The organism is Telluria sp. BA11 (assembly GCF_056680305.1).
Genome location: NZ_CM155275.1, coordinates 748,343 through 765,637, shown reverse-complemented (window position 1 = coordinate 765,637; position 17,295 = coordinate 748,343). Strand labels below are relative to the sequence as shown.

The following is a 17,295-nucleotide window of genomic DNA, read 5'->3' as shown; positions in this document are numbered from 1 at the left end:
TTTATTTCGTGATATCAGCGCAAAACACATCCAGCAGACGCAAGCCTTCGGGCCAGTCGCCATAGCCCGAGTCGGTGGTGACGTGACCGGCGTCGCCGATCTCGACCAGTTTGCTGCCCCAGGCGTCGGCAAACGACTGGGTGCGCTCGAGGCTGGAATAAGGATCGTTCGTGCTTGCCACGATCATGCTGGGAAACGGCAGCGGCGTGCGCGGGACCGGCGCCCAGTTGCCGGCAGGGATCGGGAACGATGGCCGCTCGACGTCGCTGGGCGCCACCAGAAAGGCGCCGGCCACTTTCAGGGGAGAACCCGACAGCGCCCAGTGCGCCACCAGCATGCAGCCGAGGCTGTGCGCCACCAGCACCGGGGCGCCGCTGCAGCCGGCAATGGCTTCTTCCATCTCGGCCACCCACTCGTCGCGGTCGGGGTTGGTCCAGTCGCGGTGGGCCGCGCGGCGCCACGCGGGATTGCGTTCGTGCCACAGCGATTGCCAGTGCTGGGGACCGGAGTTGAACAGGCCGGGCAGGATCAATACGTCACACGTCATCTTGTTTCTCCTTGATGGGGTTGGTCGGCGCCGACGCCAGTACTGCACTCTGCGCAGGGCGCCGCAGCGGGCGCAGCGCGTGCTCGAACAGGCGCTTGAACACGTCCTTGCGTTGCTCGGTCACCATGCCGAGCAGGGCCGTTGCGAGGGCGACGGCGGCCGACAGGGCCAGCACGTCAGTCACACTGGCGGGATCATGCGGATACAGCACGGGCCAGCCGATCAGCACCAGCGCATGCGACAGGTACAGCGTCAGCGTATAGGCGGCGAACAGCCGGATGGGTCGCGCCACGCGCAGCAGGCCTCTGAAGTCGGCGAAGCGGGCGCAGGCGAAATTGAGGACGACGATCAGGCCGAAGGCGTAGTCGGCCAGGAAACGGTCGGCGTTGCCGAGTGCGACGTACTGCCCGAGCCAGCTGGCCCTGCCTGCCGCGCGCAGCAGTTCCTCCATGCCGTATGCCTCGTACGCCACCAGCAAGACCATGCTCAGAGCCCAGCCGGCGCGCGCCGTGGTGCGGCCCAGACTGTAGCGCGCCTGCCAGTGGTACAGCGCGACGCCGGCCAGCCAGACGGGCAGCAGGAGCCACAGCTTGTAGCCCATGATGGCCAGCAGCAGGCCAATCGCCGGCAGGCGCCATGGCTGGCGCACATAACAGGCGACGCCAAACAGCACGTAGAACCAGACCTCGTAATTGAGCGACCACCAGGGGCCGAGCCAGGGCGGGTACTCCGACAGTGTCCACAAGTCGCCCATGAACAGCAGGTGGAACGGTATATAAAACCAGGGTTTGGCCACCTGATAGCTTGCGCCCATGCCGGGAACATGCGGCCCCTGGCTCAGGTAAGCGCACAGGAAACCCAGCAGGAGCACGGGCAGGGCCACCGAATAGATCCGGGCGGCGCGCGCGACGGTAAAGTCGATTGCATCGGGGCGGCGCATCTGCGTGGTGTAGGCAATGACGAAGCCGGACAACACAAAGAAGGCCATGACTGATTCACGGCCGAGCAGCATCCAGTGCTGGGAGCCGGGAATATCGACCAGCTTGAACATGCGCATATGCATCAGCACCACGGCCACCGCAGCCAGGAAGCGGACCAGATCGAGGTACACCGAGAACGACTGGTTGAGGGAAATGGGAGGAGCGCGCATTGCATTAATAGTAAAGCAAAACGCCGATTGCACGATTTTTGGCCAGGGACGGACACGTCGAAAAAAAAGTCAAAAATTTTTGCAGCGAACCCTAAAGTTCCTGCAGGACCATCCGATAACAATCCCAGATAGGCAGCAAACCGCGCACATTATTCAAAAATAGTTGCGGGTTACCCTAAAGTTGGCGGCGAGGCTGCCGTAAATGGAAGGGCAGGCGGCGTCGGGCAGGTTATGTGGTCAGCAAAAATAGTGAAAATTTTTTCAAACTGACCCTAAAGTTGCTCCGCGAGCTGCCGTTAAAGAGATAAGCGGCAATTGCCGAGTGGCAAAATTGCGACAAACGCGATTTGTTGCTGTACATCATCAAGGTGCTTTCCTGCACCAAACAGCCCCGATTTTCACGGCGGCTTCATAGGGAACCAGATGGGTTTGTCAGACAAACTCCTATGGTTCCGTCTCGTCGTTCACTGACTGAAAATACAGACTTTCTCCAATTTGAGAATAGTTTCCCCACGGTCAGAATCTATCTCATCGGCAACACAACGGCAGCCGACACAACGACTGGAGAGAGAAAATGACGATGAACGACATGATGGCTGAAATTCGCGACGCTAACCTGAGCTACCTGATGCTGGCTCAGCAAATGATCCGTGCCGACAAGGTCACTGCCATTTTCCGCCTGGGCGTCTCGGCCGACATCGCCGACCTGATCGAAGGCATGAGCAATGCGCAAATCCTGAAGCTTGCTGGCGGCAACATGATGCTGGCCCGCTTCCGCTTCGACGACAGTGCAATCCTGTCGATGCTGACGAGCCACACCAAGGAACGCAGCCTGGCCCAGTCGCACGCTGCCATCCTGATGGCCGGCCAGCCAGTCGAAGAGATCGTATAATCGCTGTCAGCGGTCTTGCTGTAAGGCCGACAGTGCCGGGAGCCGTATCGCCATGAGTAAAAAGAGCGTTGTCACCGAGGCGCAGGAAATCCAGCTCGCCATTGAACTGATCAACCTGGGCGCACGCCTGCAACTGCTCGAGACCGAAGTCTCGCTGTCGCGCGAACGCCTGCTCAAGCTGTACAAGGAGCTCAAGGGTGTCTCTCCACCCAAGGGCATGCTGCCGTTCTCGACCGACTGGTTCCTGACCTGGCAACCGAACATCCATTCGTCGTTGTTCATCAATATCCACCAGTTTCTGGTGGAGCATGCCGGCGCCACCGGCATCCAGGCCGTCATGAAGGCCTATAAACTCTACCTCGAACAAATGCCGCCGGCGCCGAACGAAGAGCCGTTGCTCTCGCTCACGCGCGCCTGGACGCTCGTGCGCTTCTTCAATGGCGGCATGCTGCAACTGGCTCCCTGCAGCAAGTGCCAGGGCAAGTTCATCGTCAATGCCCTCGACCTGAACAGCGACTACCTGTGCGGGCTGTGCCACATGCCTTCACGCGCCGGCAAGACGCGCAAGGCCAAGGAAGCGCTCGACCAGGCCCGGGCCGACGAACAAGCCGAACAGGCGGGGCAGCAGGCCGAAGGCCTGGACCCGGCCTGATCCAGCCCGCCGGCTGCCACCCTTGCCAGCATCACCTTCCTCCCCGTCGCCCCGGCGCCTGCTGGGCGCGCCCGCGATCCGGGCGCTGCTGCTGCAACTCGCGGCCTTTCCCCTTACGCTCGCCGTCGTCTACCTGCTCGCCACAGGCGGCCTGGTCGTCTCATACTGGCACGTGGCCCTGGTCCAGGGCCTGCTCGCTGCAGGCCTGACCTGGTGGCGCGGCCTGGCCATCTGGTGGCGCGCGATCCAGTTCGGTTTTCCGCTGGCGCTGCTGGCCACCAGTACGCTGGCGATTCCGCCGCTGGCATTTCTCGTCATCTTTGTCTTCCTGTTGCTGCTGTACTGGTCGACCTATCGCACGCAAGTGCCGTATTACCCGTCCGGGCGCAAGGTGTGGGAGGCGGTCGACGCCGCGCTGCCGCAGGGCAGGGCACTGCGCGTGATCGACATTGGCAGTGGCATCGGCGGACTGGTGCTGGCGCTGCAGCGCCGCCGGCCAGATGCGCGCATCGAGGGTATCGAACTCGCGCCCCTGCCATGGCTGGCCAGTTTCGTGCGCGCAAAGCTGGCGCGCAGTCCGGCCGCCTTTATCCGTGGCGACTATGAACAATTGAACTTGGGCGACTACGACGCCGTGTTCGCCTACCTGTCGCCGGCCGCGATGACCGCGCTGTGGCGCAAGGCCGCGCGCGAGATGCGCCCCGGTTCGATGCTTTTCAGTTACGAATTCATCGTTGTCGGACAAACACCGACGCGTGTTGTGCATCCATACACAGGCGGGCCCGCTTTGTATATATGGGACTTTTAAGAGACAAACGGTGAGTTTTCGGGGTGGTTTTGCTTGCCGGACAGCACTTCTCCAGCTAAAGTAATTCCCTGAATAAACATTTTCTGAAATTACCGGTTCCGAGTCGACATGTCGCGACACGGCGCGGGTTTTCTGGAGCAAAATCCCTTGTTAGTTATTGTTGGTTACATCATCGTCTGTGCCTGCGTGTTTGGTGGCTTTGCCCTGGCGGGTGGTCACCTTGCATCGCTGTGGCAACCCATCGAGCTGCTGATGATCGGCGGCGCCGCGTTCGGCGCTTTGTTCGTCGGTAACAGCGGCAAGGCAATCAAGGCGACGCTCAAGGCGTTTCCCAGCATTTTCAAGGGCTCGAAGTACACGAAGGACATGTACATGGAACTCATGGCGCTGCAATTTGACGTGCTGTCGAAGGTCCGCAAGGAAGGCCTGATGTCGATCGAGGGCGATATCGAAGCCCCGGACGCGTCGCCGCTGTTTTCGAAATACCCGGCTGTCGTGTCCGACCATCACATCATCGAATTCATGACCGATTACCTGCGCCTGATGGTGTCCGGGAACATGGACGCGATGCAAATCGAGAATCTGATGGACAACGAGATCGAGACGCACCACCACGAAGGCGCCATTCCGGCCCACGTGATCGCCAAGATCGGCGACGGCTTGCCGGCTTTCGGTATCGTGGCGGCGGTGATGGGTGTGGTCCACACGATGGAATCGGTCGGCTTGCCGCCGGCCGAGCTCGGTATCCTGATCGCCAAGGCGCTGGTCGGCACGTTCCTGGGCATCTTGCTGGCCTACGCGTTCGTCAGCCCGCTGGCGACCGTGCTGGAGCAGAAGCTCGAAGAGTCGACCAAGATGTTCCAGTGCGTGAAGGTGACGCTGCTGGCGAGCCTGAACGGCTATGCGCCGGCGCTGGCCGTCGAATTCGGCCGCAAGGTGCTGTACTCCACCGAGCGCCCGACCTTCGCCGAGCTCGAAGAACACATCAAGAAGAAGAAGTAAGCCGCGATGACCGCATTCGATCTTTCGCAGGAGTACACCAGGGAGCATGAGCGTGGCTGACGACAACGCACGTCCCATTGTCATCAAGCGCATCAAGAAGGTGGCCGGCGGCCACCACGGCGGCGCCTGGAAAATCGCGTACGCCGACTTCGTGACCGCGATGATGGCGTTCTTCCTGCTCATGTGGTTGCTGGGCTCGACCGCCAAGGGCGACCTGGTGGGCATCTCGGAATACTTCAAGACCCCGCTGAAGGTGGCGATGCAGGGCGGCTCGGGCTCGGGCGATTCGTCGTCGGTGATCCAGGGCGGCGGTGAAGACCTGACGCGCACCGCCGGCCAGGTCAAGCGCGGCGACTCGGCGCCGGTCAGCAAGAGCTACGACCTGCAGGCGGCCAAGGCTGCGCTGGCGCGCGAAGAAGGCGAGCGCCTGAAAAACCTGAAGGCACGGATCGAGTCGGCCATCGAGGTCAATCCGATGCTCAAGAAGTACCAGAACCAGCTGCTGCTCGACATCACCAGCGAAGGCTTGCGCATTCAGATCGTCGATGAAAAGAACCGTCCGATGTTCGCGATGGCCAAGGCCGAACTGCAGCCGTACACGAAGGAAATTTTGCACATCATCGGCATGGTGCTCAACGAAGTGCCGAACAAGCTGGGGATTTCGGGCCACACCGATTCGACGCCGTATCACAGCGACGCCGGCTACAGCAACTGGGAACTGTCGGCTGACCGCGCCAATGCGTCGCGGCGCGAGATGGTCCTGGGCGGCTTGCAGGACGACAAGGTACTGCGCGTGGTGGGTTTGGCCTCGGCCGCCCACCTGGATGCCACCGACCCGTTCAGTCCGATCAACCGGCGCATCAGCATCATCGTCATGAACAAGCGCACGGAAGACGCGGTGCGGCGCGATGCATCCACGCTGGACGTGCCGGCCGAGGACGCCGAGGCGGCAGCGACGGCAACGTTAAATGCGGTGAAACCGCGATGACCGACGCTGTGCGGGCAGGTTTGGAGAGAACACGATGACAAGAAAAAAGATACTCGGATCGCACGTCAAGCGCCTGCTGTCAGGCGTGTCGGCGCATGGCCGGCGCCACCTGACCGAGGTGGAAGCCGATCTCCTCCAGACCGAATTGCTGCTTGAAGAAGCCATCGACAAGCTCACCGGCAGCTTCGTGGCAGTGCACGCCGTCGTCGGCGCGCGCCAGGAAGCGATCGACCGCATGCTCGCCGGCGGCGTGCTGTCGCTTGAAGATCGCGCGCTGCTGGGCTCGATGTCGGACGACGTGAGCGAGCACGTGAACACGGCCATTACCAGCATGCAGTTCCAGGACCTGACGGCGCAACTGATCGAACGTACACTGCGCCGCGTCGCGGGCTTGCGTGACTTTCTGGGCACGCTGAACGACCATGGCGCAGGGATCACGCCAGACCACGGCAGCGACGAAATCGTTGACCGGCTGGGCCAGGTCAGCGTCGCGCTGGCGATCCAGTCCCTTCAGTTGCGCAGCAAGCTGCGCAGGTCGGTCGAACAGAAACACCTGGAAAGCGGCGACGTCGAGCTGTTCTGACCGCGCCGCCGCAGCACCGAATTTATTTAACAACCAATTCAACCCGGGTCCGCCCGGTGTAAAAACAGCAGGAGCACAAGATGGCAAAAACGATTCTCGCAGTCGACGATTCCAGTTCGCTACGCCAGATGGTGGCTTTCAGTCTGAAAGCCGCCGGCTACCATGTGGTGGAAGCCGTGGACGGCCAGGATGGCCTCGACAAGGCGAAGCTGCAGGCGGTTGACCTGGTGCTGACCGACCAGAACATGCCGAAGATGGATGGCCTGGCGCTGATCAAGTCGCTGCGCACGTTGCCCGGCTACGCGAAGACGCCCATCCTGATGCTCACCACCGAGTCGTCGGATGAAATGAAATCGAAGGGCCGTGCTGCCGGCGCCAATGGTTGGCTGGTCAAGCCGTTCGATCCGCAGCGCCTGATCGAGGTGGTCAAAAAAGTGATCGGTTAAGCCATGAATTTTGGCTTAGGCAACCACGAGCGGACATCCCCATGAGCATCGACATCAGCCAGTTTTACCAGGTCTTTTTCGACGAAGCAGAAGAACTGCTCGCCGAAATGGAGCGCCTGCTGCTGGGCGTCGATCTGGCAGCGCCCGACGCCGAGGACCTGAACGCGATTTTCCGCACCGCGCACTCGGTCAAGGGCGGCGCATCGACCTTCGGCCTGACCGACATGTGCGACGTCACCCACGTGCTCGAGTCGCTGCTCGACCGCATCCGCAAGGGCGAGATGGCACTGACGTCGAATCACGTGGACGCGTTTTTGGCGGCCAAGGACGCGCTCAAGATGCAGCTCGACGGTCATCGCCATGGCAAGCACGTCGACCACGAAGTCGTCGCCAACGTGCGCATGGCGCTGCATGACCTGGCCGAAGGCCTCGTGCCGGCGGCACCATTGGTCGCACCGTCGTACCTGTCGGCGCCGGTACGCGTTGACGTGCCCACCGAAGGCGCGCACCGCTACAAGATCGAATTGCCGCAAGTGGCGCAGCGCGACATCGATGCGCTGGTCGACGAGCTGGGCCTGATGGGCCGGATCTCGGTCGCGCCGCTCGACGGCGGGCGCACTGCCGTCATCATCACGACGCTGGAAAGCCTGGACGACATCATCGCCATCTGCTCGTTCGTGCTCGATCCCGATGACCTGAAAATCTTCGAGGCGCCGGCATTGACGCCCGAGCAGCGATTGATCGAAGCGGCCGAACGCAAGCGTATCGAAGATGACCAGGGCTACGGTTTCTTCGGCCCGGACGACGATGTCGCCCCTGCCGCGGGCGAGCCGTCCGAAGACGAACTGGGCTACGGCTTCTTCCAGCCGATCGAGCAGATCCGCGCTGCCGCCGGCATTGTCGACAGCGCCCCAGAACCGGTAGCGGCGCTTGCCACACAAGCCCAGAACGTGGTGGAGCACCTGGCCGAACTGGCGCTGGAAAAGAAAGCCGCGCGCAAGGACGACAAGAACGAGTCGTCATCCATCCGCGTGTCGGTCGAAAAGGTCGACCAGCTGATCAATCTGATCGGCGAACTCGTCATCACTAATGCAATGCTCGAACAGCGCAGCGCCGTACTCGATCCGATCCTGCACGAGCGCCTGCTGTCGTCGGTCAGCCAGCTCGACCGCAACACGCGCGAGCTGCAAGAGGCGGTGATGTCGATCCGGATGATGCCGATGGACTTCGTGTTCTCGCGCTTCCCGCGCATGGTGCGCGACCTGGCTGGCAAGCTCGGCAAGAAGGTCGATTTCATCACCAATGGCGCCGCGACCGAACTCGATAAAGGCCTGATCGAGCGCATCGTCGATCCGCTGACGCACCTGGTGCGCAACTCCATTGACCATGGCGTCGAAATGCCGGCCGCGCGCATTGCCGCGGGCAAGAGCGAAGCAGGGCGCCTGTTCCTGTCGGCAGGGCACCAGGGCGGGCATATCGTCATCGAAGTGGCCGACGATGGCGCCGGGCTGAATCGCGAAAAAATTCTCGCCAAGGCGGCCCAGAACGGGCTGGCCGTGACCGACACGATGACGGACGCCGAAGTCTGGCAACTGATTTTCGCGCCGGGCTTCTCGACCGCCGATACCGTCACCGACGTGTCGGGCCGCGGCGTGGGCATGGACGTGGTCAAGCGCAATATCACCGCGATGGGCGGCACGGTCGACATTCGCTCGGCGGCCGGTTTCGGCACGACGATCTCGATTTCGCTGCCGCTGACGCTGGCGATCCTGGACGGCATGTCGATCCGCAGCGGCGAAGAAATCTATATTTTGCCGCTGTCGTTTGTCGTCGAATCGCTGCAGCCGACGCCGCAGGACGTGCGCGAGATCGCCGGCCGCGGGCGCGTGCTGAAAGTGCGCGGCGAATACCTGCCGATGATCCCGCTGTACCAGATGTTCGATATCGAACCGGTGCACCGCGACCCGTCCGACGGCATCGTCGTCATCCTCGAAACCGAGGGCAAGAAGGCCGCGCTGTTCGTGGACGAACTGGTCGGGCAACAGCAGGTGGTCGTCAAGAACCTGGAAGCGAATTACCGAAAAGTGGCCGGGATTTCCGGCGCAACCATCATGGGCGACGGTGGTGTTGCCCTGATCCTCGACGTGGCAGCGCTGGTGCGCTCGTCGCGCCAGCTGGCCGACGATCCCGTCGTTCAATAAATTCTATTTTCACTGCAAACAAAGGAATACCATGTCCAACCTGGCAAACACCCTCTCGACCGACGGCACCGCGCACGACGGCGCCGGCAGCGAATTCCTTGCCTTCACCCTGGGCTCGGAAGAATACGGCATCGACATCCTGAAGGTGCAGGAAATCCGCGGCTACGAAGCCGTGACCCGCATCGCCAACGCCCCCGAATTCATCAAGGGCGTGATCAATCTGCGCGGCATCATCATTCCGGTGGTCGACATGCGCATCAAGTTCAAGCTGGGCACGCCGGTGTATGACCAGTTCACCGTCGTGATCATCCTGAACATCGGTGGCCGCATCATGGGCATGGTGGTCGACAGCGTCTCGGACGTGACCACGCTCACGCCAGACCAGATCAAGCCAGCCCCGGAAATGGGCAGCGCCTTCAATTCGGACTACATGATTGGTCTGGGCACTGTCGACGAGCGCATGCTGATCCTGGTCGACATCGACAAGCTGATGTCGTCGAGCGAAATGGGCCTGATCGACAAGCTGGCGGCGTAAGCCACCCGTCTGCGTCGGCACGAAGCACAACAATCCGGCAAGCTCGTCGAGCCCGCCCATCGTATCCAAGAAAGTCACGCACAGTGCCGCAGCAGAAAACAGAAACCAACAAAGAGTTCGATTTCACACGGCGTGATTTCGAACGGGTGCGCGCGCTGATTCACCAGCGCGCCGGCATCTCCCTGGCCGACAGCAAGCAGGAGATGGTCTACAGCCGCCTGGCCCGGCGCCTGCGCGCGACCGGCATCCAGTCGTTCACGCGCTATCTGGACGACCTGGAAGCAGGGCGCATGGACCGCGAGTGGGAGTCGTTTACCAATGCGCTGACCACCAACCTGACGTCGTTCTTCCGCGAGGCCCATCACTTCCCGCTGCTGCTCGAGCACCTCGTGGCGCTGCACAAGAAGGATTCGCGCCCGCTGCGCATCTGGTGCTCGGCCGCGTCCACCGGCGAAGAGCCGTATTCGATCGCAATGACGGCCTGCGAAGCGTTCAACACGCTCACGCCGAAGGTCGAGATCATCGCCACCGACATCGACACCAATGTGCTGGCCACGGCGTCCAATGGCGTGTACCCGATGGAGCGCATCGAGAAGGTGTCGCCGGAGCGCCTGCGCCGCTTCTTCTTGCGCGGCAAGGGCGCCCACGAAGGCATGGTGCGCATCCGTCCCGAACTGCGCTCGCTCGTGACGTTCAAGCCGCTCAATCTGCTGGCCGATGGCTGGCCGCTGGACGGGCAGTTCGACGCGATCTTTTGCCGCAACGTGATGATCTATTTCGACAAGCCGACCCAGCGCACCATCCTGAGCCGCTTCGTGCCGCTGATGAAGAGCCATGGCCTGTTGTTTGCCGGCCACTCCGAGAACTTCCTGTATGTGTCCGATTCCCTGCGCCTGCGCGGCAAGACCGTGTATGAACTCGACGCGCGCACGGCGTAAGAACGAAGGGCGACCATGAACAGCCAATTCGCAACCAATCTGTACCACGACCGCACGTTCGCGATCGATGCCGCCAAGATCCTGCCCGGCGAGTACTTCTACACCAAAGAGAACATGCTGATCGCGACCGTGCTCGGCTCGTGCGTATCGGCCTGCATCCGCGATCGCGTCACGGGCCTGGGCGGCATGAACCATTTCATGCTGCCTGACGGCGCGGCCGAGCCCAACAACCCGGTATCGGCCTCGATGCGCTATGGCACCTTCGCCATGGAGATCCTGATCAACGATCTGCTCAAGGCCGGTGCGCGCCGCGACCATCTTGAGGCGAAGGTGTTCGGCGGCGGCGCCGTGCTGCGCGGCTTCACCGCGATGAATGTCGGCGAGCGCAATGCCGCGTTCGTCATGCAGTTCCTGAAGACCGAACGGATTCCGGTGCTGGCCGAAGACCTGAATGACATTTACCCGCGCAAGGTGTTTTTCTTCCCGCGCACGGGCAAGGTGCTGGTCAAGAAGCTGATGCAGACCCATAACGACACGCTGGCCAAGCGCGAACTCGATTACGCCAAGCGACTCAAGGTCGAACCCGTCGGCGGCGCGATCGACCTGTTCTGAGCAACCACGGAGACACCATGAAAATCAAGGTCCTGATCGTCGACGACTCGGCATTGATCCGCAGCGTGATGAGCGAGATCGTCAATTCGCAACCCGATATGGAAGTGGTGGCCACGGCGCCCGATCCCCTTGTCGCGCGCGAGCTGATCAAGAAACACAATCCGGACGTGCTGACGCTCGACGTCGAGATGCCGAAGATGGATGGCCTCGACTTTCTCGAAAAACTGATGCGCCTGCGCCCGATGCCGGTGCTGATGGTCTCGTCGCTGACCGAGCGCGGCTCGGAAATCACGATGCGCGCGCTGGAGCTTGGCGCCGTCGACTTCGTCACCAAACCCAAGATATCGATCCAGAGCGGCATGCGCGAGTATGCCGACATGATCGCTGACAAGATTCGCGGCGCCGCGCGTGCGCGCATCGCACCGCGCAGCCGCACGCCCCAGGTGGCCAGCACGCAACTGTCGGCGTTGAGGAGCCCTCTCATTTCTTCCGAAAAACTGATCATCATCGGCGCCTCCACCGGCGGCACCGAAGCAATCCGCGAATTTTTGATGCAGATGCCGTCCGATTGCCCAGGCATCCTGATTGCCCAGCACATGCCGGAGGGCTTCACCACGTCATTCGCCAAGCGCCTCGATTCGCTGTGCAAGATCAGCGTGGTCGAGTCGGCTGGCAACGAGCGGGTGCTGCCCGGCCACGCGTATATCGCGCCCGGCCACTCGCACCTGTTGCTGGTGCGCTCCGGTGCGAATTACATGACGCGCATCGAGCAGAGTCCGCCCGTCAATCGCCACCGTCCATCGGTCGATGTGTTGTTTCGTTCCGCTGCGCAGGCGGCCGGTAAAAACGCCGTTGGTGTTATCCTGACCGGGATGGGCAAGGACGGCGCGGCGGGCATGCTCGAGATGCGTGAAGCCGGCGCCCACAACTTCGCTCAGGACGAAGCGAGCTGTGTGGTGTTTGGTATGCCGCGTGAAGCGATTGCCATCGGCGCTGCACATGAGGTCGGTCCATTGCAGGCTTTACCGCGCCTTGTACTCGACCATCTGGCGGCCCAAGGTGGCCGGGCGTTGCGTGTTTGAGCTGAATTCATCATCCTTCCATGCTTTGTGGGCTATTTTATCGCCGTAGAGCAACAAAAATGCTATTCTTGCGTCTGTAAAAGTAGCTTACCCAACAAACCAAATTAGTAGATTCAAACGGAGTAATTCATGGCTGATCCAAAGATGCGTTTTCTGGTTGTTGACGATTTCTCGACGATGCGCCGCATTGTCAGGAATCTGTTGAAAGAACTGGGTTATGCCAACGTCGACGAAGCAGAAGATGGCGTCATGGCGCTGGCAAAACTGCGCAGTGAATCGTTCGACTTCGTCGTGTCGGACTGGAATATGCCGAACATGGACGGCCTGACGATGCTGCAGAATATTCGCGCCGACCCGGCGCTGGCCAAACTGCCGGTGCTGATGGTGACTGCCGAAGCGAAGAAGGAAAACATCATCGCGGCAGCACAGGCAGGCGCCAGCGGGTATGTCGTCAAGCCATTCACGGCCGCGACGCTCGACGAAAAGCTGAACAAGATCTTCGAGAAACTGGACAAAGCCGGAGCCTGAAATGGTTGAGCAGAACACCGCGCCTGTTGCCGGCGCGTCCACGCACGATGAGGTGCTGAGCCGGGTCGGTCACATGACCCGTGCGCTGCATGAGAATCTGCGCGGTCTGGGCCTCGACAAGTTGATCGAGAAGGCCGCAAGCGACATCCCCGATGCGCGCGACCGGCTCGACTACGTGGCGCAGTTGTCCGAACAGGCTGCCAAGAAGGTGCTGGACGCAACCGACGCGGCCGGCCCGCTGCAGGATGCCATCGAAGCGCGTTCGACCGAGCTCAAGGCAGGTTGGCAGGCACTGCTCGACGCGCCCGCAGGTGAGGCAACGGATGCGCAATGGCGCGCGCTGGCGCAGCGCACGATCGCTGGCCTGGACGAGTCGCGGGCGGGGGCGGTTGCCACCCGCAGCGAACTGATGAGCATCATGATGGCCCAGGATTTCCAGGATCTCACGGGCCAGGTCATCGGTCGCATCACGGGCATTGCACAGAACCTCGAAAAGCAGCTGGTCCAGGTCCTGATCGATTTCGCACCAAGCGAGATCAAGCGCGAACTGGACAATGGCCTGATGAACGGTCCGCAAATCAAGCCGATGGGTACCGAAGTCGTGGCAAACCAGGGGCAGGTCGACGACCTGCTCGACAGTCTCGGGTTTTGAGCTTGCGCCGAGCAATTTGAAACGGCGCCTCCATGCATCGCACCAACTTCATTGTCCGTGAACCGCTGCTCGATCCCAGGCAGCGTGTTCTCGGTTACGAGCTATCGTGGCAACAGCACGACGGCCGTATCCCGACTGGTCCCGACCTCGAAGGCCTGGTCGGCTTTGTCGCCGAGCACGTCAACCATGTCGACCAGGGTTGGCTGCTGCGTGACAAGATCCTGTTCCTGGACGCCGTCCCCGCCATGCTGTCGACCGATGCGCTGCATGCGCTGCCGCCGGAACGCACCGTCCTTGCCTTCGATATCCGCCAGTTGACCGACGTTGACGTGCGCTCGGCCGTGCAGGCCGTGCGCGCCGGTGGCGTGGGCGTGGCCATTCGCGGCTGCGACCTCACGCTGCTGGGTCGCAATCTGGCACCGTACGCTTCGTATGTCGAAGTACGCTTTACCGGTAGCAACGTGGCGGACCAGGCCCGGACCTATGCGAGCGCGAAGCATTCTTCGCTGCGCATGGTCGGGCGGCCGGTGGGCACGTGGGCCGATTTCGATGCCTGCGCCGCGCTCGGGCTCGATGCCTTTGTCGGCAAGCTGCACCTGACCCCGCGACCGGGCAATCCCGTCAAGGGCATGAACCCGAGCCAGCAAATCATCCTGCAACTGATGCAGATGGTGCAGGCCAATGACGACGTTGGCCGGCTCGAAAGCGTGCTTAAACGCGATCCGGCGCTGACCTACAAGCTGCTGCGCTACATCAATACGGCCGGCTTTGGGGCAGGGCGCGAAGTGCAGTCGCTGCGCCAGGCCATCTCGCTGCTGGGCTACGCGCCGCTGTACCGCTGGCTGGTGCTGCTGCTGGCCACGGCCAGTGCCAGCGGCTATTCGCCGGTGCTGATGGAAACGGCTGTCGTGCGCGGTCGCCTGGCTGAATTGCTGGGGCAAAAAGCCCTGGGCCGGGGCGCCGGTGAACACCTGTTCGTGGCCGGCATGTTCTCGCTACTCGACCGTCTGCTGGGCCTGTCCATGCAGGAAGTGCTCGATGCGATCCAGTTGCCCGACGAAGTCGTCAAGGCACTGACGAAGCGCGAAGGCAGTTACGGGCCCTACCTGGCGCTGGCCGAAGCATGCGAGCTCAATTCGAACCTGGTGGCGTCGCTGGCGGCGACGCTGGGGCTGAGTCCGTCCGACGTCAATGAAGCGCATTTGTCGGCGCTGGCGTGGGCGCAGAGCGTGGGGCTGGACGGCTAGTCTGTCGCCCCCTGTGCATACGTGGCGGCGTCTGTTTGGTGGCTCTGCTAGCATGCCGGATGAAAAATATTCTCCTGGTCGACGATCTGGGCATCGATGTCATGCTGACGCGACTTGCCCTGCAAGAATTCGCGTTCGACCACCAACTGGTCGTGGCAGGCGATGGCGCCCAGGCGTACGAGATGCTTCGCGAGCAGCGCTTCGATCTGCTGCTCCTCGACATCAAGATGCCGCAGGTCGACGGGTTCGAGCTGCTGGCGCGTCTGCGCGCCGAGGCGCTGGCCGGGATGCCCGTCATCGTCGTGTCAGGCTCCGGCCTCGCGGCCGATCGTGAACGCGCCCAGGCGCTGGGTGTCGACGACTATGTGCAGAAAGCCGTCGATTACACCGGGTTCAAGCGGGAGTTGAAAGCAGCGCTGGTGCGCCAGGGCTGCCCGGCGGGCTGAGGCCCGCGGGGCGGCTCAAGCGATCAGATTTCCAGATTGTCGATCAGGCGCGTGTTGCCCAGCTTGGCTGCGGCAAGCACGACCAGCGGCGCGCCATTCGTCAGGTCGGCCGCGTCCGGGGCCTGCAGGTCGCCACGCTTGCGCACCGAAATATAGTCCGGCTTCCAGCCACGCTCGGCCAGCGCCGCCATCGCACGCGCTTCGACTTGCGCAATATCGCGTTCGCCGGCGCGCACGCTGTCGGCGACTGCATTCAGGTTCTGGTACAGGGTCGGTGCTTCAGCCCGCTCGGTCTCCGACAGATAGCCGTTACGCGACGACAGTGCCAGGCCGTCTTCGGCGCGGTACGTTTCGGCGCCGATGATCTGGGTTGGCATGGCGAACTGGCGCGCCATATTGCGCACGATCATCAGCTGCTGATAATCCTTCTTGCCAAACACCGCCACGCGCGGCTGCACGCACGAGAACAGCTTGGTGACCACCGTGCAGACACCTTCGAAGAAGCCGGGACGGAATTCGCCTTCCAGCGTGCTGCCCAGGCCATCGGGCGGGCGCACACGGTACTCTTGCGGCTCCGGGTACAGGTCTTTCTCGGTCGGCGCGAACAGCACGTAGACGCCTTCTTTTTCCAGCTTGGCCACGTCTTCATGGAACGTGCGCGGGTATTTGTCGAAGTCTTCGTTGGGGCCGAATTGCAGGCGGTTGACGAAGATCGACGCGACGACCGGGTCGCCATGGCGGCGCGCCAGGCGCATCAGCGACAGGTGGCCTTCGTGCAGATTGCCCATCGTCGGCACGAATGCCGTGCGCAGTTGGCCGCTGAGCTGGTCGCGCAGTTCGTCGATGGAAGAGATGATTTTCATGATGGATCGGGTCAGGAGAGGCCGGCGTTATGCCGGCGAATAGGCCAGTCGCACGTAGATCGGTGCAAACGGTTCGGCCTGGGTAATTTCAATCAGGGTTTCTTTGGCAAGTTCGAGCATCGCGACGAAATGCACGACGACAATCGGCACCGTGTGCTGGCCCGCGAACAGGTCGCCGAACTCGACAAAGCGCTGTGACTGCAGCGTGCGCAGGATGGCCGACATGTGCTCGCGCACCGACAGTTCCTGGCGGCCGATCCGGTGATGCTGGGTCAGCTTCGCGCGGCGCAGTACATCGAGCCAGGCGCGCTGCAAATCCCATGGATCGACATCGGGCAGCGGCTGGACCAGGCCTTGTTCGACGAACAGCTCGGGCCGGACAAAGTCGCGGCCTTCCTGCGGCACATTGCCCAACGCGACGGCGGCGGTCTTGATCTGCTCATAGTCCAGCAGACGACGCACCAGTTCGGCGCGCGGGTCGCCAGCATCCTCGATCAATTCGTCCTGGCGCTTGGGCAGCAGCATGCGCGACTTGATCTCGATCAGCATTGCCGCCATCAACAGGTATTCCGCGGCCAGCTCGAGATTGCTCTTGCGGATCTGCTCGACATAGACGAGGTATTGCAGGGTGACCTGCGCCATCGGGATATCGAGGATATTGAAGTTTTGCCGCCGGATCAGGTACAGCAGCAGATCGAGCGGGCCTTCAAATGCGTCAAGAAAAATCTCGAGCGCATCGGGCGGGATGTACAGGTCATTCGGCAAGCGCGTGAGCGGTTCGCCGTACAGGCGTGCCAGGGTGGCGTCGACCGGCGCAGGATGCGGTGTTTCCATGGCGGGCTGGACAGCCTGAGTGTGTACCTCATCGTGTCCGTCAGCCGCCCCGTCGGGCATCATGCGCGCGACCGTCCTCAGACCTTGTTCTGGTACGGATAAGCTTGCTGGCGCAGGCGCGACTCTTCAGTGCGTGCCTGTTCGTCGAGCGAGACGGGGGACTTGTCCCACAGCAGCGCGCGACCGGCCACCTGGCCGGCATCCATCTCTGGATGCTGTTTCTTCAGTTCCGAGATGAACTTGGTATGCTCGGATTCGTAGTTCACGTGTTTTTTCGAGAAGATCATGA

Annotated in this window: 21 protein-coding genes; 16 read left to right on the top strand and 5 right to left on the bottom strand. The window is 62.0% G+C overall.

Features of this window, described 5'->3' with window-relative positions; translation table 11 throughout:
- Position 1 precedes the first annotated feature (1 nt).
- Positions 2-547, bottom strand: a complete 546-nt coding sequence (locus AC1MGT_RS03300) for an RBBP9/YdeN family alpha/beta hydrolase (protein ID WP_499502988.1) — start codon at positions 545-547, stop codon at positions 2-4.
- Positions 537-1,697 carry an acyltransferase family protein gene (locus AC1MGT_RS03295; protein WP_499502987.1) on the bottom strand — a complete coding sequence of 387 codons (1,161 nt, stop codon included), beginning with the start codon at positions 1,695-1,697 and terminating at the stop codon, positions 537-539. Before AC1MGT_RS03295 ends, AC1MGT_RS03300 begins: the two co-directional genes overlap by 11 nt.
- 574 nt (positions 1,698-2,271) lie before the next feature.
- Between AC1MGT_RS03295 and flhD the strand changes: the two genes are divergently transcribed.
- The 16 genes from flhD (at position 2,272) to AC1MGT_RS03215 (ending at position 15,309) form a co-directional block, all read left to right on the top strand.
- Positions 2,272-2,589: a flagellar transcriptional regulator FlhD gene (gene flhD, locus AC1MGT_RS03290; RefSeq protein WP_332531140.1), complete on the top strand. Its 318-nt coding sequence runs from the start codon at positions 2,272-2,274 to the stop codon at positions 2,587-2,589.
- A gap of 52 nt (positions 2,590-2,641) precedes the next feature.
- Complete coding sequence (gene flhC, locus AC1MGT_RS03285; protein ID WP_332531141.1) at positions 2,642-3,241, top strand: flagellar transcriptional regulator FlhC; 600 nt, start codon at positions 2,642-2,644, stop codon at positions 3,239-3,241.
- A 22-nt stretch (positions 3,242-3,263) separates the two neighbouring features.
- Positions 3,264-4,049 (top strand): class I SAM-dependent methyltransferase, encoded by a 786-nt coding sequence (locus tag AC1MGT_RS03280; protein ID WP_499502986.1) that lies wholly within the window; start codon positions 3,264-3,266, stop codon positions 4,047-4,049.
- A gap of 147 nt (positions 4,050-4,196) precedes the next feature.
- Entirely contained in the window at positions 4,197-5,051 is an 855-nt protein-coding gene (gene motA, locus AC1MGT_RS03275) for a flagellar motor stator protein MotA (RefSeq protein ID WP_332531143.1), read from the top strand.
- Between the two features lie 52 nt (positions 5,052-5,103).
- Positions 5,104-6,039, top strand: a complete 936-nt coding sequence (motB, locus tag AC1MGT_RS03270; RefSeq protein WP_332531144.1) for a flagellar motor protein MotB — start codon at positions 5,104-5,106, stop codon at positions 6,037-6,039.
- Positions 6,040-6,073: 34 nt separating this feature from the next.
- Positions 6,074-6,622 carry a chemotaxis protein gene (locus AC1MGT_RS03265; RefSeq protein ID WP_499502985.1) on the top strand — a complete coding sequence of 183 codons (549 nt, stop codon included), beginning with the start codon at positions 6,074-6,076 and terminating at the stop codon, positions 6,620-6,622.
- Between the two features lie 80 nt (positions 6,623-6,702).
- Positions 6,703-7,068, top strand: coding sequence for a response regulator (locus AC1MGT_RS03260; protein WP_332531146.1), 366 nt, complete (start codon positions 6,703-6,705; stop codon positions 7,066-7,068).
- 41 nt (positions 7,069-7,109) lie between these two features.
- Positions 7,110-9,269: a chemotaxis protein CheA gene (cheA, locus tag AC1MGT_RS03255; RefSeq protein WP_499502984.1), complete on the top strand. Its 2,160-nt coding sequence runs from the start codon at positions 7,110-7,112 to the stop codon at positions 9,267-9,269.
- A 31-nt stretch (positions 9,270-9,300) separates the two neighbouring features.
- On the top strand, positions 9,301-9,804 hold the full coding sequence (locus AC1MGT_RS03250; RefSeq protein ID WP_183558070.1) for a chemotaxis protein CheW: 504 nt from the start codon (positions 9,301-9,303) through the stop codon (positions 9,802-9,804).
- Between the two features lie 83 nt (positions 9,805-9,887).
- Positions 9,888-10,742: a CheR family methyltransferase gene (locus AC1MGT_RS03245; protein ID WP_499502983.1), complete on the top strand. Its 855-nt coding sequence runs from the start codon at positions 9,888-9,890 to the stop codon at positions 10,740-10,742.
- A gap of 15 nt (positions 10,743-10,757) precedes the next feature.
- Positions 10,758-11,354: a chemoreceptor glutamine deamidase CheD gene (cheD, locus tag AC1MGT_RS03240; protein ID WP_499502982.1), complete on the top strand. Its 597-nt coding sequence runs from the start codon at positions 10,758-10,760 to the stop codon at positions 11,352-11,354.
- 17 nt (positions 11,355-11,371) lie between these two features.
- A complete protein-coding gene (locus AC1MGT_RS03235; protein WP_332531150.1) occupies positions 11,372-12,436 on the top strand; it encodes a protein-glutamate methylesterase/protein-glutamine glutaminase in 1,065 nt (354 codons plus the stop codon).
- 129 nt (positions 12,437-12,565) lie between these two features.
- A complete protein-coding gene (cheY, locus tag AC1MGT_RS03230) occupies positions 12,566-12,964 on the top strand; it encodes a chemotaxis response regulator CheY (RefSeq protein WP_005666673.1) in 399 nt (132 codons plus the stop codon).
- A 1-nt stretch (position 12,965) separates the two neighbouring features.
- The gene (locus tag AC1MGT_RS03225) at positions 12,966-13,616 is read left to right on the top strand and encodes a protein phosphatase CheZ (RefSeq protein WP_499502981.1); all 651 of its coding nucleotides are present in this window, start codon (positions 12,966-12,968) and stop codon (positions 13,614-13,616) included.
- 32 nt (positions 13,617-13,648) lie between these two features.
- A complete protein-coding gene (locus AC1MGT_RS03220; protein WP_499502980.1) occupies positions 13,649-14,863 on the top strand; it encodes an EAL and HDOD domain-containing protein in 1,215 nt (404 codons plus the stop codon).
- A gap of 59 nt (positions 14,864-14,922) precedes the next feature.
- The gene (locus tag AC1MGT_RS03215; protein WP_499502979.1) at positions 14,923-15,309 is read left to right on the top strand and encodes a response regulator; all 387 of its coding nucleotides are present in this window, start codon (positions 14,923-14,925) and stop codon (positions 15,307-15,309) included.
- A gap of 23 nt (positions 15,310-15,332) precedes the next feature.
- Here the strand turns inward: AC1MGT_RS03215 and panC are convergent, their stop codons facing one another.
- The 3 genes from panC to AC1MGT_RS03200 are packed head-to-tail and all read right to left on the bottom strand — an operon-like array spanning position 15,333 to position 17,293.
- Positions 15,333-16,172 carry a pantoate--beta-alanine ligase gene (panC, locus tag AC1MGT_RS03210; RefSeq protein WP_499502978.1) on the bottom strand — a complete coding sequence of 280 codons (840 nt, stop codon included), beginning with the start codon at positions 16,170-16,172 and terminating at the stop codon, positions 15,333-15,335.
- A 27-nt stretch (positions 16,173-16,199) separates the two neighbouring features.
- Positions 16,200-17,069, bottom strand: coding sequence for a segregation and condensation protein A (locus AC1MGT_RS03205; RefSeq protein WP_499502977.1), 870 nt, complete (start codon positions 17,067-17,069; stop codon positions 16,200-16,202).
- A gap of 14 nt (positions 17,070-17,083) precedes the next feature.
- Positions 17,084-17,293 carry a DUF3460 family protein gene (locus tag AC1MGT_RS03200; protein ID WP_332531156.1) on the bottom strand — a complete coding sequence of 70 codons (210 nt, stop codon included), beginning with the start codon at positions 17,291-17,293 and terminating at the stop codon, positions 17,084-17,086.
- Positions 17,294-17,295: the final 2 nt, after the last annotated feature.

What these genes read in the sequence shown, in the direction of transcription:
- AC1MGT_RS03205 (WP_499502977.1), bottom strand. Translation starts at nt 17,069, where the DNA reads ATGATGCCCGACGGGGCGGCTGACGGACACGATGAGGTACACACTCAG.
- flhC (WP_332531141.1), top strand. Translation starts at nt 2,642, where the DNA reads ATGAGTAAAAAGAGCGTTGTCACCGAGGCGCAGGAAATCCAGCTCGCC.
- AC1MGT_RS03200 (WP_332531156.1), bottom strand. Translation starts at nt 17,293, where the DNA reads ATGATCTTCTCGAAAAAACACGTGAACTACGAATCCGAGCATACCAAG.
- cheD (WP_499502982.1), top strand. Translation starts at nt 10,758, where the DNA reads ATGAACAGCCAATTCGCAACCAATCTGTACCACGACCGCACGTTCGCG.
- AC1MGT_RS03215 (WP_499502979.1), top strand. Translation starts at nt 14,923, where the DNA reads ATGAAAAATATTCTCCTGGTCGACGATCTGGGCATCGATGTCATGCTG.
- AC1MGT_RS03250 (WP_183558070.1), top strand. Translation starts at nt 9,301, where the DNA reads ATGTCCAACCTGGCAAACACCCTCTCGACCGACGGCACCGCGCACGAC.
- cheY (WP_005666673.1), top strand. Translation starts at nt 12,566, where the DNA reads ATGGCTGATCCAAAGATGCGTTTTCTGGTTGTTGACGATTTCTCGACG.
- panC (WP_499502978.1), bottom strand. Translation starts at nt 16,172, where the DNA reads ATGAAAATCATCTCTTCCATCGACGAACTGCGCGACCAGCTCAGCGGC.
- AC1MGT_RS03300 (WP_499502988.1), bottom strand. Translation starts at nt 547, where the DNA reads ATGACGTGTGACGTATTGATCCTGCCCGGCCTGTTCAACTCCGGTCCC.
- AC1MGT_RS03265 (WP_499502985.1), top strand. Translation starts at nt 6,074, where the DNA reads ATGACAAGAAAAAAGATACTCGGATCGCACGTCAAGCGCCTGCTGTCA.
- AC1MGT_RS03235 (WP_332531150.1), top strand. Translation starts at nt 11,372, where the DNA reads ATGAAAATCAAGGTCCTGATCGTCGACGACTCGGCATTGATCCGCAGC.
- flhD (WP_332531140.1), top strand. Translation starts at nt 2,272, where the DNA reads ATGACGATGAACGACATGATGGCTGAAATTCGCGACGCTAACCTGAGC.
- AC1MGT_RS03220 (WP_499502980.1), top strand. Translation starts at nt 13,649, where the DNA reads ATGCATCGCACCAACTTCATTGTCCGTGAACCGCTGCTCGATCCCAGG.
- cheA (WP_499502984.1), top strand. Translation starts at nt 7,110, where the DNA reads ATGAGCATCGACATCAGCCAGTTTTACCAGGTCTTTTTCGACGAAGCA.
- AC1MGT_RS03225 (WP_499502981.1), top strand. Translation starts at nt 12,966, where the DNA reads ATGGTTGAGCAGAACACCGCGCCTGTTGCCGGCGCGTCCACGCACGAT.
- AC1MGT_RS03260 (WP_332531146.1), top strand. Translation starts at nt 6,703, where the DNA reads ATGGCAAAAACGATTCTCGCAGTCGACGATTCCAGTTCGCTACGCCAG.
- AC1MGT_RS03295 (WP_499502987.1), bottom strand. Translation starts at nt 1,697, where the DNA reads ATGCGCGCTCCTCCCATTTCCCTCAACCAGTCGTTCTCGGTGTACCTC.